The sequence below is a fragment of the Alteromonas sp. 76-1 genome (assembly GCF_900654235.1).
In the GTDB taxonomy this organism is placed as follows: domain Bacteria; phylum Pseudomonadota; class Gammaproteobacteria; order Enterobacterales; family Alteromonadaceae; genus Alteromonas; species Alteromonas naphthalenivorans.
In genome coordinates this window covers 3,145,911-3,161,517 of the sequence record NZ_LR136958.1, presented here as the reverse complement: position 1 = coordinate 3,161,517, position 15,607 = coordinate 3,145,911, and the positions used below count along the sequence as shown (strand labels likewise).

Here is a 15,607-nt window from a genome sequence, read left to right as displayed (position 1 = left end):
ATACCTTCGCCAATTCGCCTATTTTTTTCAAAATAGGGCTTTCTTGTCGCAAGAGTTGTGTTACCTTTAATTTGTATTCGCTTGAAGCCTTGCCACAAAAGGGATTGCAGCGATTCAATAAAAGTTAATTAATTGTGACAGATGCTTGATGTTCAGAATCAAGCTTGCTATAACGTTCAATCAAATCGTTTTGGACAAACAGTATAATAACAATCGAAGGGGATCATAATAGTGAACAAGTCTCAACTTATCGACCAAATTGCTGCTGGCGCAGATATTTCAAAAGCAGCTGCCGGCCGCGCTCTAGATGCATTCACTGACTCAGTAACTGCAGCACTTAAAGACGGTGACCAAGTGGCACTAGTCGGTTTCGGTACTTTCTCAGTACGTGAGCGCTCTGCTCGTAGTGGTCGTAATCCACAAACTGGTGAGACTATTCAGATTTCAGCGGCGAAAGTTCCTTCTTTCAAAGCTGGTAAAGCTCTGAAAGACGCTTGTAACTAAGCAAAACTTGCAAGAAAAAGGCGATGGCTTATGCCATCGCCTTTTTTATTTGTAACGCCGAATTTATCATTTCCCACTATTTTCTTTATCTCACCTATAGCGCGACAGTGCATTGCGCACCACGCTGCGGTTTTATTGGACAATAGAAGGATTAGTTTTTGTTAAGCCGTTTATCTTCACAGGTATTAGGTTATAATCACCGCTTATTTTTTGCCATGATGTTAGCGTAGGCATTATCCAACGCTAAAGGGCAAGTGTAGTAAGCAACGGAGTTGAAGAACAATCATGCTAGAAAGAATCAGAGAAGGTTCTCAAGGCCCATGGGCAATGGCAATTATTGCCCTAATCGTATTGAGTTTCGTGTTTGCTGGTGTAGGAAGCTACCTGACGTCTTCAGGTACTACGGCAGTAGCAACAGTTAATGGCGAAGAAATTTCTGCTCAGGAATTAGAACGCGGTTATCAGAACCAACGGGCACAAATGGAATCACAATTTGGCGAGAGCATTGCCCAGTTGTTTTCAAGCGAACAGTATTTAAGTGACTTTCGTCGTAACGTACTAGATAGACTTATTGCTGAAAAACTTATTCAGCAACAAGCACAGGAAATGGGCTTACGCGTTAGCGATGCTCAAATTCGTGAAACTATCGTACAAATGCCAGAGTTTCAGTTCGGTGGTCAGTTCGACAACGACCGTTTCCAAACTATTTTGCGTCAAAACGGTTTTCAGGTTGCTGACTTCCGTGATTATTTACGCATTCAAATGACACAAAATCAATTGGCTGCAGCGTTAACCAATTCTGAGTTTGCGTTGCCTGGTGAAGCTGAACGTGCAAATGCATTACAGCTTCAAACTCGTGACGCTAAATACGTGATGATTGATTCTGCTTCATTCGCCGAGTCGGTGGAAGTAACAGAAGATGATATTGCTGAATATTACAACGCTAACATCACTGCATTTGATACCGAAGAGCAAATTAAGCTTGCCTATGTATCACTCACAGTAGAAGACGTTAAAAGCCGCGTAAGCGTCGATGAAGAAGCCGTTCGCACTTACTATGACAATAACCTTAGCGGTTATGGCAAAGAAGAAGAGCGTCGAGTTTCACATATTCTTATCGAGGCAGGCGATGACGCTGATGCAGCAAAAGCGAAAACTCAAGCACTATTAGACCAACTGAACGATGGTGCTGATTTTGCTGAGTTAGCTGAAAGTAATTCTGATGACACTTTTTCAGCTGAAAATGGTGGTGATCTAGATTTCATCACCCCTGGAATGATGGATGATGCGTTTGATGAAGCGGTGTTTAGTTTAGCCAATGTGGGTGACTATACCGACGTTGTTGAAACTGAATTCGGCTTTCACATCATTAAATTGACTGAACTTAAAGAAGCGCAAGTTCAAGCGTTTGAAGACGTAGAAGCAGAAATTCGCGAGACATTGCTTACCGATAAAGCATTAGAAGAATTCTTCGAGTTGCAAAACACCATGGCTGAAATTGCATTTGAAGTGCCTGATACACTAGAAGATGTTGCTAACGCAGTTGATTTACCAGTGCAGGAAACGGGTTTGTTTAGCCGTAACACTGTGCCAGTAGATATGAGCTCACCAGCACTGACTGACGTAGCGTTTTCTTCTGAACTTATCGATGAAGGCGTGAACAGTGACATTATCGAACTAGATGATGAAACGGTAGTTGTTGTGCGTGTTGTAGAGCACTTGCCACAGCGTACTCAAGCCCTAGACGAAGTTCGTGATGGAATTGTATCAACAGTGAAAGCACAGAAGGCGCAAGAAGCTGCTGAAAGCTGGGCTACTGACATTGTTGATTCGCTGAAACAAGGCGAAAGTGTTGAGTCTACATTATCGGAAAAATCATTGAGCTGGGAAAGTGCTGAAGCAGTGGCGAGAAGTGGTAGTACATTAAACCGCAGTATCGTTGATAAACTGTTCACCTTATCTACCGAAGCTGAAAAGCGTGTAGATGTGGTAGCAACCGTGAACGGTGACGTTGCCATTGTTGAGCTTGTTAAAGTGAACAGTGCGCCTGCGCTAAGTGCTGAGATGTCAGAAAGTCTGAAACCTCGTTTAGCACAGATGCAAGGTCAACGTGTTTACCAGCAGTTCATTGAAGCTTTACGTGCTGATGCTGATGTTACGGTGTCTGAAAGCCTTTAGTATTATTGATCTTACTGTTTAAGGGCTTGTGAGAATATAACCAGTTTGAAACGTAAAACCGTTATATATTAAGCCTAGCGCTATTCCTCGCCTTAACGGTAAGTGAAAAATACGCTAAAAAAGCCAGTGTTGAACAAGCGATGTTATTATCGCTTCGCCAACACTGGCTTTTTTGTGGGCGCTTTTCTTGGTTAGTAGAAATGCTAATGAGTCAGGACGAGCATAAGCGCGTAAAATGCCGCAATAACACTCGACAGTACCAGTATGTAAGTAAAACCTTGTTTACCTTGTGCTAGGGAATAGCTATTCACCCTCAAGTAGCCAAACCACAATAAAGACAAGATAAGTGGTATTAGTACAATAATCTTTAGCAAAACTCGACCTCGCGTTGTATCGGTAAAGGGGGATTAAATTTTATGTAGGGTAACCGCTTCTAGTAATAACTTAAGCTCGCTGCCTAAATACAAGTTTATCGATAGAATCATCTATAACCCTAACTATATATGACTACAGTATATAAGGGGAAATCAGTTTAGCCTTGTCATTTCCTTGTCTTAATTTTGTTATCTGTGTGTCATCTTTACTTTGTGTAATAACAGGTAAGCAAACTTAGACTTCATTTATTCTTATGAACAATACTGCGCTTTCGTTGGTCCACCACGCTAGAAGCATTCATTTTGCTGAGGTGCTTATGGCACGGGAATCCATAACCCCAGTTGATGCAGGGTGTCAAAGCTATCTAATGCATCGGTTAGAAAAGCTAGGCTTTGCATGTGAAAAGCACAAGGTTGAAGGGGTGACTAATTTAATCGCTAAATGGGGTGATGGGCCTACCCATTTTGCTTTTTCTGGTCACACCGATGTAGTGCCTCCAGGCCCATTAGAAAAATGGAAATCTAACCCTTTTTGCCCAGTGATAAGTCAAAACAAGCTTTATGGTCGCGGCGCTGCCGACATGAAAACGGGGGTTGCTGCCATGCTAGCAGCAACAGAAAGAGCACTACCATCAATGGATTCGAACCAATATACGTATTGGTGGTTGATTACCAGTGATGAAGAAGGTGAGGCGGAATATGGCTCTAAATGGATAAAGGCCTTTTTAGATGCTAAACAAATTACACTTGATATGTGCTTAGTAGGCGAGCCTACTGCTACGCAAACTACCGGCGATACCATTAAAGTAGGCCGCAGAGGTTCATTGTCGGGCACAATTTTGGTATCGGGAAAACAAGGGCATGTTGCTTACCCGCATACGTGCGATAACGCAATTCACAAAGCAAGCCGTATCATACAGGCGTTATCCTCCTACGAGTTTGAACAAGGTAGTCTCGACTTTCCAGGTACGTCTTTGCAAGTTACTCACGTAGATACGGGCGCGTTTACTGATAATTTGGTGTCGGGCAGCACCCGTATTGAATTTAATGTGCGTTATGCATGGCAATTTAACCGCCATAGCTTAGTTAAGTTACTAACACGTATTATCGCTGAAGTAGATAGCGGTGCTTCGATAAGCTGGTCTAGACCTTGTGAATCCTATTTGAGTCGAAGCAATACTGAAAAGCGGTGCTTAATTAATATTACAGAAAAAGCCATTCGACAAGCCACTGGTCGTTACCCTGTGGTCAGTACGTCTGGCGGTACCTCTGACGGGCGGTTTTTTGCATCAGACGCAACCCAAGTGGTAGAAGTGGGGGTGCCAAATGCCACCATCCACCAAGTTAATGAACATGTGCATTTATCGGATATAGTAACCTTAGAAGATATATTCACCGATATTTTATTGAGTCTGTAACGCCTGTATTAGATTCATATGCCAACGAGAATAAGAAAAGCGCCATCGGGCGCTTTTCTTATTTTAGTGTAGTGTCTTATATAGGGTGGTTGACGTAAATCAGGTAATCAAGCCACCTATATTAGCCATTTGTAAACCTCTACGCTGACTTTTTAAGCTCAGGTTTTAATTGTGTTGCTCCTAAATAGCGTTCCTTTTTCTTTTGGGTTAACGCTTCTAAATCGACCACCACTAGGCCGTCTATGCAGTCGTTAAAGTCAGGGTCTACATTAAAATCTAAGAACGCAACGCCACCGGTTTTCGATAGTTCGCTGTATTGCTTGTATAAGGTAGGTACGTTCACGCCCATATTGGCGAGTAAATGCTTTAACTGAGTAAACTCAGATTTATAGTCGTTACCGGTAAAGGTATACAAGGGATCTTGCGACATTTGATAGGGCCGCTTAGAAGTGGCTTGCCCAAACTTAGCCGGAAAATACGTAGAGTAGAACTGTACAATTAAGTCCTTAGCTGGTTGTGGGTAAGCATTACTTAAAGATACCGCGCCAAACATGTATCGATATTTCGGGTAGCGATTTAAAAATGCACCTATGCCAACCCATAAATAATCTAAACTACGTTTGCCCCAGTAACAGGGTTGGACAAAGCTACGACCAAGTTCGAGCCCCTCTTTGAACAAGGTGCTGTTACTTTCCTCACTTCCATAGTCGAACAACGTTGCCGAATATAAACCGGTAGGGTGGTCTTTATGACTCAGTAACTCAGCATCGCCAAAACGATATGCCCCCACAATCTCTAAATTACTCTCATCCCAAAGAATTAAGTGATAGTAGTAAGTATCGTATTGGTCTATATCGCGGCGTTTGTTAGTACCTTCACCTACCGCACGAAAGGCCACTTCTCTTAAGCGGCCAATTTCACGCATAATTGGTGAGCAGTTTTTATGTTGGTACAAATATATCGACTGGCCGTCGCTAGTGTGGCCTAAGTGTTCGCACTGCTTCATTGCACGGGAAAGCTCTTTTCTATCTTCCGGCATGGCCACAGGAGCTTGCGTGTCAAAGATACCTTTCTTGTTACTGCCAATGCGGTATAAGTGGCGCTTAAATAGTTTTACCTGATCTTTTAGCGCTATGCTGGTTTGTTGGTAAGACTCAAAAGGAATAAGTTCGCCTATTCGCATAGGAAGGTGTTTCTTGCGTTGCTTAAACATTTCTTTCACCAGCAGCGCGGTGGCTAAGGGTTTGTACACCATAGATACCCCATAAAACAGCGGGCTATTTTTGGCATCAATATAAACCGGAAGAATAGGGGACTTGGCTTGTCGGGCTATACGTAAAAAGCCTGAATGCCATAGGGTGTCACGCACACCTTGAGGCCGCAAACGTGACACTTCTCCGGCGGGAAATATTAAAATAGCGCCGTCTGATTGCAGGTGATTTTGAATAGCCCCTAAATGCTGTTTCGGCGTCCCGCCTTGCATATTATTGACTGGTAACAGCATGTCATGCAAAGGCTCAATGGCCATGAGCATTTGGTTTGCCACTACTTTTAAATCGTGACGCACTTCACTAACCAGTTTAATTAGCGCAAGGGCATCTAGTGAGCCGATAGGATGGTTGGCAATAATCACAACACGACCTTGTGAGGGAATGCGCTCTTTCTCTACATCTCGGGTGGAGTAACTAATATTGAAGTATTCGAGCACTTGCTCTACAAAATCGATGTCTTCGTAATGAGGATAGGTTTCGCCGAACTCTATTATTTCTCGTTCATGCAAAAGGTGGCGCAGCACAAACGATAAAGACCTAAACAACAAGGGGTTGTTAGCCACTTGGGGATAGTGTTTATTTAGTACTTCATCAACAGTAAACATAGTCTTTCTCGGTTTTTGCGAACAATAGCAGGGGAATATGACGTTTTTCACACAGTTTGATGTCAGTTATCTGACAATGCAGACGCCCGCGTTTCGTGCATCATGAAACGCGGGTTGAAGTGATATGCTTATGCTGCTTTCGATGGTGAAGTTTTCACTTTAAGTGGCGTAACATTATCTGCGTTGTTCATGGTTTCAAGGGAATAGATTAGCGTTAGGTTTCCACTTTCGTCTTCACCCAAGGCACTGCAGTTTTCCATCCAATCGCCATCGTTGATGTAATGAATACCGTTTTCCATTGTGCTTTCAGGGTGATGAATGTGACCGCAAATTACCCCGTCAAGTCCCATTTCTGCTGCCCGTGAACAGCAAGCCTGACGGTAGCGAGCAATCGCTTCGTTTGCCCCTTTGATATGCTTTTTAATGTAACCGGCAAGTGACCAGTACTCACGTTTACGCCAGCTACGAACACGATTGAACTCGCGGTTTAAAAACAGCAGTAAGTCGTAACCTTTATCGCCAATCCATGCATGAAATTTACCCATAGTGACATCGCCATCAAATTGATCGCCATGTAACACAAGGTAACGTTTGCCTTGGGCCGTGGTATGAACAAGTTGACGCTCAATTTCAATATCACCAAATGCCATGCCGGAATAAGACTGAATGGGTTCGTCGTGATTACCTGGGAGATAAACAACGCGGGTGCCATCTTGGCTCATCGCCATTAGCTTATGCATAACTTGATTGTGCGCTTGTGGCCAACGAAATTGTTTTGTCATTTGCCACATATCGACAATGTCGCCAACCAAATAAAGGGTGTCGACGGTGACGCTGTTTAAAAATGAAAGTAGGTATTCAGCTTTGCAATCACGATTGCCAAGGTGAATATCAGAAAGCCAAAGTGTGCGGTAATGTGTTTTTTTCATAGCAAGGTCCCAAAGCGATTGCCTTGGAACGCCACTATATGGTGGTTAATTGACAAAATGGTGACGCTTGTTTGACGATAGTGTTACAGGTGTCTATTTCAACAAAATCTGTTTTACAGAAGCTCGTTAGCCAGTGTTAGTAACTTCTCTCGCATCCATTTATTCACTAAATCTTCATCCGCTTGCTTGTGCCAGTACATGTGAATGGGCATAGGTGGCACGTCAAAGGGCAGTGTGGTAACGGCAACCGGTAAGCTACTGGTAATTTGTTCTGCATAGCGACTTGGTACAGTAAGTAATAAATCTGATTTGCTGACTACGCTTGCAGCGGCGAAGTAATGTTCGCACTGCAGGGCAAACTGTCGGGTCGCATTTTGTTTCGCTAGCGCTAAGTCTACTGTATCTAATCGTGAGTCTTTCAAGGTCACCAGCACATGGGACGCTGATACATAATTGGCTAGCGTTTTATCTTTTAAAATGGGGTGTTCTGTCGCACAGATAAGGACGAAATGCTCGTCGCATACCAGTGTTGAACGAATATCTGGGCCAGTAGGCACCAATGCGTCGATAACGATATCGAGCTCTTTATTGGTAAGCGCACTCTCGAGTTCAGGGCGGGTGACCCGTCTGCTAGTTACCGTAATATTCGCTGCGTTTTTCAAAAGCTCGGGAATAAGTGCCGGTAAGAATGTTGACTCAAGAATATCTCTTAGTCCTAATCTTAATTCTCTCTTGTAGCGGCTGATATCAAAATCGATGGGGTCTGACAGCGTAGACTCTAAGTGCGCGAGAGCCTCTTTTATAGGCTGAATGATTGATTGGCACAACGGGGTTGGCACCATTCGTCTGCTGTGGCGCACGAATAGCTCATCATCAAATTTATCTCGTAGACGCGACATTGCATGACTTACTGCCGGTTGAGTTAAATGTAATGCTTTAGCGGCCGCAGTAATACTCTCTTCTTCATACACAGCTTTAAGAACAAAAAACAAATTTAGATCTATTTTCCCATGCATCATATTTATGAAATTCCATAAAAAAGTATCATTTCTATTTATTTTATTCGAGGTTACACTGGTTTAAATGTTAATTAAAGTGTGGTTTTGTAGCTAAACTGTTACGCAGGAGGCTTGGGGGGCCGAGGGCTGCTGTCAGAATGACGTTTCGGCCATGACGTAAACAGAACGTTTAGGGGCAGTTTGTAAACTGGCTTATTTACTATTATTACAATAACAAAGGGCATATATGCAGGCCTCGATTTTTACCGAGATACTTCTTCCACTGGCTTTGGCTTTCGTGATGTTTGGTATGGGGCTTACGTTAACCGTAGCTGACTTTACCCGGTTACTTAAAGCGCCTAAACCCATTGTAGTGGGGCTGGTGGGGCAAACTGTATTGCTCCCCTTATTGGCGTTTGGTTTGTGTTTGGCATTTTCCCTTAATCCGGCGATGGCGATTGGTATTATGATTTTATCAGCGTGCCCCGGCGGCACTATGAGTAACTTAATCAGTCATATAGGGCGGGCAAATCTAGCGCTATCTGTAAGTTTAACCGCGCTATCGACTTTTATTTGTGTATTCTCTACTCCCTTTATTATTCATTATTCAATGGATTATTTCGCCGGTGAGAACGCGCCTTCATTTTCAATCGTCACTACCGTCGTCGGCTTGGTGTGCGTATCAATAGTGCCAGTCATCATTGGTATGGCAATACGCCACTTCAAACCTGCATTTTCTATTAAGGTAGAGGGCTTTTTTAGAACCTTTTCATTATGGTTCATGATTGCCATGATCGTTGGCATATTAATCAGTGAGCGGGCGAATTTAATGGCGTCATTGGAAGAGGCCTTGCTGGTGTGCTTAGCACTGAATATTTCAGCAGTAGTGCTGGGACTTATTTTGGCTTTCGCCTTTAAGTTGTCAAAGATAGACGGTATTACACTGTCGATAGAAGTGGGCGTACAAAACGCTGCGCTTGCTATGTTGATTTGCATTACCTTTTTGAACTCGCCTGAATTTGCCGTGGCGGCTGGAGTTTACGGTCTAACGATGTATGCAGGCCCGGGACTTTTAGCTGTGTGGTCGAAGCGTTTGAAAAATAAAACTAAAAGTGACGGTAAGGACAAACCACTCGCTACTCAAAAAGCCTAGGCTGCGCGTTAACCATAAGAGCAAAACATACGAGTACAAAACATGGGCACAGAAACCAATAACATAAAAACAAATAACCTAAAAATAAATAACCTAAAAACAGATAATAAAGAAAAGCGCATCCTTATCACCGGTGGGGCCACGGGATTAGGGCAAGCTATTGCCCTTGCGTTAAGCGAACAATACGGTAAAAACGGCGAAAAATTAAAAGTTTGTATCGCTGATATCCATGAGCAGCGAGGGCAAGAAACCCTAGCGCTACTAACGGAAAAAGGCACAGAGGCTTTCTATCAACCATGCGACATTACCCAAGATGATGATGTCGCTAATTTGGTTACCGCGATAGAAGCACGATGGGGCGGTGTTGATGTTGTGTTTAATAACGCAGGCGTTGCGTCAGGCGGTAGTTTAAGCGATGAAAGTATTGCGCAGTGGAAGTGGATTTTCGATATCAACCTATTAGGCATGGTTCGCGTCAGCAAGGCCATGCTGCCCTTGTTTAAAGCACAGAGATCGGGCTATTTTGTCAATATTGCCTCCCAAGCGGGGCTAACGCCAATTCCTTACATGAACAGCTATAACGCGGTGAAGGCGGCGGTGGTATCACTGTCTGAGACCATGAAGCTAGAGCTTGCGCCTGATAATATCGATGTGAGTGTGGTTTGCCCTAGCTTCTTTAAAACTAATCTTGATGAGTCGATGCGTAGCGATAACCCTGCCATGCACAAAATGATGGCGCGGTTTTTTAAAAAAGCAGATATGACCAAAGAACAGGTTGCGCAAAGTATCTGCGATCAGGTTGCCCAAAAGCGATTTTTAATCCTTACCCATAAATTGGGCAAGCGCGCATTTTTGATGAAGAAACTACTTCCTACCCAAATGTACATTAACAACATGCTAAAACAAACCAAAGCGATGAAACGTGCAATGGAAAGACGGTAACCTATGACGAATACAGTATTAGATAAAGCAGTATCAGTAAGAGAAGGCGAAGAGCTAGACGTTAATGTTGTCGATAGGTGGCTAAAAAATCATATTACAGACCTCATCGGCACACCTACGGTGACCCAATATTCAGGCGGTGCGTCTAACTGGACTTACTGTCTTGAATACGAAAATACGTCGTTAATATTACGCCGTGCGCCCGCGGGCACTAAAGCAAAAGGTGCCCATGATATGGGGCGAGAGTATCGCCTTCAAGCAGCGCTGAAGCCGGTGTATAGCTATGTGCCCGATATGCTGGCATATTGCGATGATGAAGCCGTAATTGGCACAGAATTCTATATCATGGAAAAGCTGACAGGGGTTATTCCACGTAAGAATCTCCCTCGTGACTTAAAGACCTCCCCAGAACAGACCCATCAGCTGTGTAAAAATGTACTCGATAGTTTAATAGAACTACATAAGGTTGACTATAAAGCGGCTGGTTTAGACACGATTGGTAAAGGCAGCGGTTACATAGAGCGCCAAATTACAGGCTGGAGTGAGCGCTATACAAAAGCAAAAACCTGGAATGTCCCCTCGGGCAAAGGCGTTATGCGTTGGCTTGAGGCTAATATGCCAAGCAATGAGCGTATTTGCATTACCCATAACGATTTTAGATTCGACAATGTAGTGCTAGATCCTAACGACTACACGAATATTTTAGGTGTGCTGGATTGGGAGTTAGCCACCCTTGGCGATCCGTTAATGGATTTAGGTAATACGTTAGCCTATTGGGTGAATGCAGATGATGATTTTCTAGCCCAATCTACCCGCAGGCAGCCAACTCACCTGGCTGGCATGATGACACGAGATGAAGTGGTAGCTTATTACTGCAAGCAAATGGATGTTGACGTTGATGATTTCACTTTTTATGAAGTGTACGGCTTGTTTCGATTAGCGGGTATTGCACAACAAATTTACTATCGCTATCACCACGGTCAAACCAATAATCCCGCGTTTAAAAACTTTTGGATATTCATTCACTACTTAATGTGGCGTTGTAAAAAGGCCATTCGTAAATCAGGAAAAAGAAAATGACAATAAGACAAAATATTCTGATCACGGGCGCAAGCTCAGGCCTTGGTAAAGGAATGGCGGCGGAGTTCGCAAAGCAAGGTAGCAACTTAGCATTGTGTGCAAGACGTTTAGACCGCTTAGAAGAACTTAGAAGCGAACTGCTAGCGGTAAATCCTAACATCAAGGTGCTAATTAAGTCGCTTGATGTAAATGACCATAACGCAGTATTTGAAGTGTTTGATGCGTTTAAACAAGAGATGGGGCAACTCGATAGAGTTATTGTTAATGCGGGCATGGGCAAGGGCGCTTCTATTGGCACGGGTTTTTTTAATGCAAATAAGCAAACCGCAGAGACCAATTTTGTGGCAGCACTGGCACAAGCCGAAGCGGCCATGACTATCTTCAGAGCGCAAAATGAAGGTCATCTAGTAACGATTTCATCAATTAGTGCGGTAAGAGGCTTCAGACGTGCTATGACGGTGTATGCCGCCACTAAAGCAGGGCTTACGTCTATGACAGAGGGTATCCGCTTAGATGTGATGAATACGCCAATTAAGGTGAGTTGCGTACATCCAGGGTTTATTCGTACCGAAATTAATGAAACGGTAGAAAAAGTGCCGTTTATTGTCGATACCGAAACAGGTTGTAAGGCGTTGGTAAAAGCCATTAATAAGGAAAAAGCGGTGTCTTATGTGCCAAGTTGGCCGTGGGCATTATTACATTGGGTACTACGTATTGCGCCTTCAAGCACCATTCGCAAAATGAGTTAGTGCCAACGCTCTGATAAAAGCTTCAAATAAAAGCTTCAAATAAAAGCCTCGAACAAAGGACACAAAAAAAAGACACAAAAAAAGCGCCAATAGGCGCTTTTTTACTAACTGTAAAATTTAAGCTAAAGCTTTAATTTGTGCAGCTAGGCGGCTCTTATGACGAGCAGCTTTATTCTTGTGAATCAAACCTTTAGTAGCCATTCTGTCAAGAATCGGAGTTGCAGCAGCAAATGCAGTTTGTGCACCTTCTTTATCACCACTAGCGATAGCAGCTACTACTTTCTTCAAGCTTGTACGAGTCATGGAGCGACGGCTAGCATTATGCTGGCGACGCTTTTCGGCTTGGATTGCACGTTTCTTAGCAGACTTGATGTTAGCCAAGGTGTAACTCCCAAATAAATTCATGTCAAAAACGAGGGTGCGGATTTTGCCTATCATCCAGCCAAAAGTCAAACGATTTAACCCAATAAGTAGAAAGTTAATTTCTACATTAGATAAGATGTCTATCGAATGCTTTTGTTTTTCGGCCTGTTCTTAACAAAGGCGCTAATAAAAGCGCCAAATAAAAAGTGCAGAACGAAATGGCTATTGTACATATGTACTCATGTGCACAGATACAGCACACAGATACAAATGAAACAGTACGAAACCATACCCACAACGGGCGCGGATTATAGCAAAAAAAATTCATGAGATGCACTTATATTTTGAATAATACGTTTCGCCGGTAACAGGGTTTCGTTATGATTGAGCGCTTAACTGAATGAAATGTATCTATTGGAATAGTCTTAGTGTCACGGAAGTTATTAAAATCAGGCCTTATTGTCAGCGTAATGACGTTGATATCCCGCGTATTAGGGTTAGTGCGCGATGTGGTAGTGGCAAGGCTAATGGGTGATGGCGCTGCCGCCGATGTGTTTTTCTTTGCAAATAAAATACCTAACTTCCTGCGCCGATTATTTGCCGAGGGTGCATTCGCGCAAGCATTTATTCCGGTATTAACCGAAGTACATCAAAACCACGAGAAAGCAGAGCTTAAAGCATTTGTTGCTAAAATTTCCGGCACGCTTGGAGCCATTGTGTTTGTGGTTTCCCTTATAGGCGTTATCGCGTCGCCAGTTTTAGCCGCGCTGTTCGGTACAGGGTGGTTTATTGCGTGGGTACAGGGCGATGAGGCAGGAGATAAATTCTTACTCGCATCAACCATGCTGAAAATTACTTTTCCCTATCTTGCCTTTGTATCGTTAACAGGCTTGGCAGGGGCTATCTTAAATACACTAAATAAATTTGCAGTAGCAGCGTTTACGCCAGTGCTACTTAACGTATGCATTATAGCCTGTGCGGTCTTTTTAGCCCCCGATATGGAGCAACCCGCTTTTGCATTAGCGTGGGGGGTGTTTATAGGCGGTATAGTACAACTTGCCTTCCAACTGCCATTTTTGTATCGGGCGGGATTATTAGTAAAGCCTAAATGGGGCTGGCGAGATGAAAATGTCGTAAAAGTACGCACCCTTATGATCCCTGCTTTATTCGGGGTCTCGGTAGGGCAAATTAACTTGCTGTTCGATACCTTTATAGCCAGCTTCCTGATGACAGGCTCTATTAGCTGGTTGTATTATTCCGACCGTTTACTGGAGTTCCCGTTAGGGCTGTTTGGTATCGCTATCGCCACGGTGATATTGCCAGCGCTGTCGCGCAATCATGTAAGTAAAGACCCCAAAGCTTTTTCAGCCAATATAGATTGGGCATTTCGTATGGTGTGTTTGCTTGGTATTCCAGCCGCCGTAGGCTTAGCCACCATGGCGCGACAAATCTTAACGGTAATATTCCAGCGGGGTGCCTTTACGGCTGAAACGGCTACCATGGCCTCTTATTCATTAACCGCTTACGCATTTGGTTTATTGAGTTTTATGCTAGTAAAAGTACTCGCACCCGGTTTTTACTCGCGCCAAGACACTAAAACCCCGGTTAAATTTGGTATTTGGTGCATGGTCGCCAATATGGTGTTCAACCTTTTAGCAATTTGGTTTGGCTACGTGGGTTTAGCAATTGCTACAAGCATGTCGGCCACACTTAATGCCGCATTGCTTTATATTACTTTGCACAAGCAAGGGGTATTTGTGCTTAGCCGTACATCGGTGATGTTTATAATTAGAGTACTGATTGCCAGCGCAGTGATGGGGGCAGTGATTTATTATCGCGATAAGGGCGTGGCATTTTTCGACCTTGAATGGGCGGTGCAAGTGGTGGATGTCGCTATTACTATCACATTATCTGCCGCTGCTTTCTTCTCATGCATGATTTTATTGGGTGCAAGACGTCGTCATTTCAAAAGTGGGGGCGGCTAATATTGGTATTCCGTGCTGGCTCGTTTATAATCGCGAGCTTTAAATTTTCAGTCGTAACTAAAGGCAGTGGCTAATAGTGGAATTTATCCGCGGGCTAAACAACGTAAAACCGCAGCACAGCGGGTGTGTACTTACCATAGGAAAGTTTGATGGCGTGCACCTGGGCCATCAGGCAGTGCTGAGTAATGTGCTCCAAAAAGCCAAAGCGCTGGGGTTGCCGGCCACGGTGATGGTGTTTGAACCTCAACCCGAGGAAGTATTTACACCCGATAGAGCGCCTGCACGCATCAGTCCATTGCGTGAAAAGTACGAATTGCTGAAACAGCAAGGCGTCGATCGTTTATTGGCTGTGCGTTTTAACAGAGCTTTTGCCAGTCAAAGTGCCGATACCTTTGTGCATGATTTGCTGGTGGATAAGCTAGGGGTTAAATTTCTTGTGGTCGGTGATGACTTTCGCTTTGGTCAAGGTCGTAAAGGCGACTTTGCCATGCTGCAAGCCGCTGGACAAAAGTACGGCTTTGAAGTGGTTAGCACACAAAGCTTTATGATGCATGCTCATCGGATTAGCTCTACTGCAGTGCGAGAAGCACTGGCTGATTCTGATTTTGCGCTTAGTGAAGAAATGTTAGGTAGGCCGTTTGCTGTGTATGGCCGAGTTGTACATGGTGAAAAGAAAGGGCGCACTATAGGGTTCCCTACCGCAAATGTGATGCTGAAGCGTTGCAGAGCGCCTATTCACGGGGTTTTCGCGGTACATGTTGCTGTAGATGGAAAAAAATTCAATGGCGTGGCAAACATTGGTACTCGCCCCACGTTAAACGGGGTGCGAAACCAGTTAGAGGTGCACATCTTCGATATGTCAGCCGACCTGTACGGGAAACCAATGACCGTGTTTCCTGTTGCAAAAATACGAGATGAACAGAAATTTGACTCGTTTGAGATACTAAAAGCACAAATTCAGGCCGATGCCGCTAAGGCGCGCCTGTTATTAGAATAGTGAAACGTGATAAAGTCACCACGCTTAATATAGCGTCGACCAATGCAAGCCTATACAGCGC

At 43.8% G+C, this 15,607-nt stretch carries 13 protein-coding genes; 9 read left to right on the top strand and 4 right to left on the bottom strand.

Annotated elements, in window-relative coordinates:
• Positions 1-231 precede the first annotated feature (231 nt).
• The 3 genes from hupB (at position 232) to dapE (ending at position 4,474) form a co-directional block, all read left to right on the top strand.
• Positions 232-504, top strand: a complete 273-nt coding sequence (hupB, locus tag ALT761_RS13710) for a nucleoid-associated protein HU-beta (protein ID WP_012518978.1) — start codon at positions 232-234, stop codon at positions 502-504.
• 285 nt (positions 505-789) lie between these two features.
• On the top strand, positions 790-2,682 hold the full coding sequence (locus ALT761_RS13705) for a SurA N-terminal domain-containing protein (RefSeq protein WP_129739481.1): 1,893 nt from the start codon (positions 790-792) through the stop codon (positions 2,680-2,682).
• 628 nt (positions 2,683-3,310) lie between these two features.
• Positions 3,311-4,474 carry a succinyl-diaminopimelate desuccinylase gene (gene dapE / locus ALT761_RS13700; RefSeq protein WP_129739479.1) on the top strand — a complete coding sequence of 388 codons (1,164 nt, stop codon included), beginning with the start codon at positions 3,311-3,313 and terminating at the stop codon, positions 4,472-4,474.
• A 139-nt stretch (positions 4,475-4,613) separates the two neighbouring features.
• Here dapE and ALT761_RS13695 read toward each other — a convergent pair whose 3' ends face one another.
• The 3 genes from ALT761_RS13695 to ALT761_RS13685 form a co-directional block, all read right to left on the bottom strand.
• On the bottom strand, positions 4,614-6,350 hold the full coding sequence (locus ALT761_RS13695) for a GNAT family N-acyltransferase (RefSeq protein ID WP_013783309.1): 1,737 nt from the start codon (positions 6,348-6,350) through the stop codon (positions 4,614-4,616).
• Between the two features lie 128 nt (positions 6,351-6,478).
• Positions 6,479-7,279 carry a UDP-2,3-diacylglucosamine diphosphatase gene (locus tag ALT761_RS13690; protein ID WP_129739477.1) on the bottom strand — a complete coding sequence of 267 codons (801 nt, stop codon included), beginning with the start codon at positions 7,277-7,279 and terminating at the stop codon, positions 6,479-6,481.
• A gap of 113 nt (positions 7,280-7,392) precedes the next feature.
• On the bottom strand, positions 7,393-8,298 hold the full coding sequence (locus tag ALT761_RS13685; protein WP_129739475.1) for a LysR family transcriptional regulator: 906 nt from the start codon (positions 8,296-8,298) through the stop codon (positions 7,393-7,395).
• Positions 8,299-8,524: 226 nt separating this feature from the next.
• Between ALT761_RS13685 and ALT761_RS13680 the strand changes: the two genes are divergently transcribed.
• From ALT761_RS13680 to ALT761_RS13665, 4 genes are read left to right on the top strand one after another with little or no spacing between them, the layout of a single operon-like run.
• Positions 8,525-9,430 carry a bile acid:sodium symporter family protein gene (locus ALT761_RS13680; RefSeq protein WP_129739473.1) on the top strand — a complete coding sequence of 302 codons (906 nt, stop codon included), beginning with the start codon at positions 8,525-8,527 and terminating at the stop codon, positions 9,428-9,430.
• A gap of 42 nt (positions 9,431-9,472) precedes the next feature.
• On the top strand, positions 9,473-10,372 hold the full coding sequence (locus ALT761_RS13675) for an SDR family oxidoreductase (RefSeq protein ID WP_232043456.1): 900 nt from the start codon (positions 9,473-9,475) through the stop codon (positions 10,370-10,372).
• Positions 10,373-10,375: 3 nt separating this feature from the next.
• Positions 10,376-11,452, top strand: coding sequence for a phosphotransferase family protein (locus tag ALT761_RS13670; protein WP_129739471.1), 1,077 nt, complete (start codon positions 10,376-10,378; stop codon positions 11,450-11,452).
• Positions 11,449-12,201, top strand: a complete 753-nt coding sequence (locus ALT761_RS13665; protein WP_129739469.1) for an SDR family oxidoreductase — start codon at positions 11,449-11,451, stop codon at positions 12,199-12,201. Before ALT761_RS13670 ends, ALT761_RS13665 begins: the two co-directional genes overlap by 4 nt.
• Positions 12,202-12,318: 117 nt before the next feature.
• On the opposite strand, the gene rpsT is transcribed toward ALT761_RS13665, so the two are convergent.
• Positions 12,319-12,582, bottom strand: coding sequence for a 30S ribosomal protein S20 (gene rpsT / locus ALT761_RS13660; protein WP_013783316.1), 264 nt, complete (start codon positions 12,580-12,582; stop codon positions 12,319-12,321).
• A 410-nt stretch (positions 12,583-12,992) separates the two neighbouring features.
• Here rpsT and murJ point away from each other — a divergent pair, with 410 nt between their 5' ends.
• Both murJ and ribF read left to right on the top strand, forming a co-directional pair.
• Positions 12,993-14,549 (top strand): murein biosynthesis integral membrane protein MurJ, encoded by a 1,557-nt coding sequence (gene murJ / locus ALT761_RS13655; RefSeq protein ID WP_129739467.1) that lies wholly within the window; start codon positions 12,993-12,995, stop codon positions 14,547-14,549.
• A 76-nt stretch (positions 14,550-14,625) separates the two neighbouring features.
• A complete protein-coding gene (gene ribF / locus ALT761_RS13650) occupies positions 14,626-15,546 on the top strand; it encodes a bifunctional riboflavin kinase/FAD synthetase (RefSeq protein ID WP_129739465.1) in 921 nt (306 codons plus the stop codon).
• The last annotated feature ends 61 nt before the right edge of the window (positions 15,547-15,607 follow it).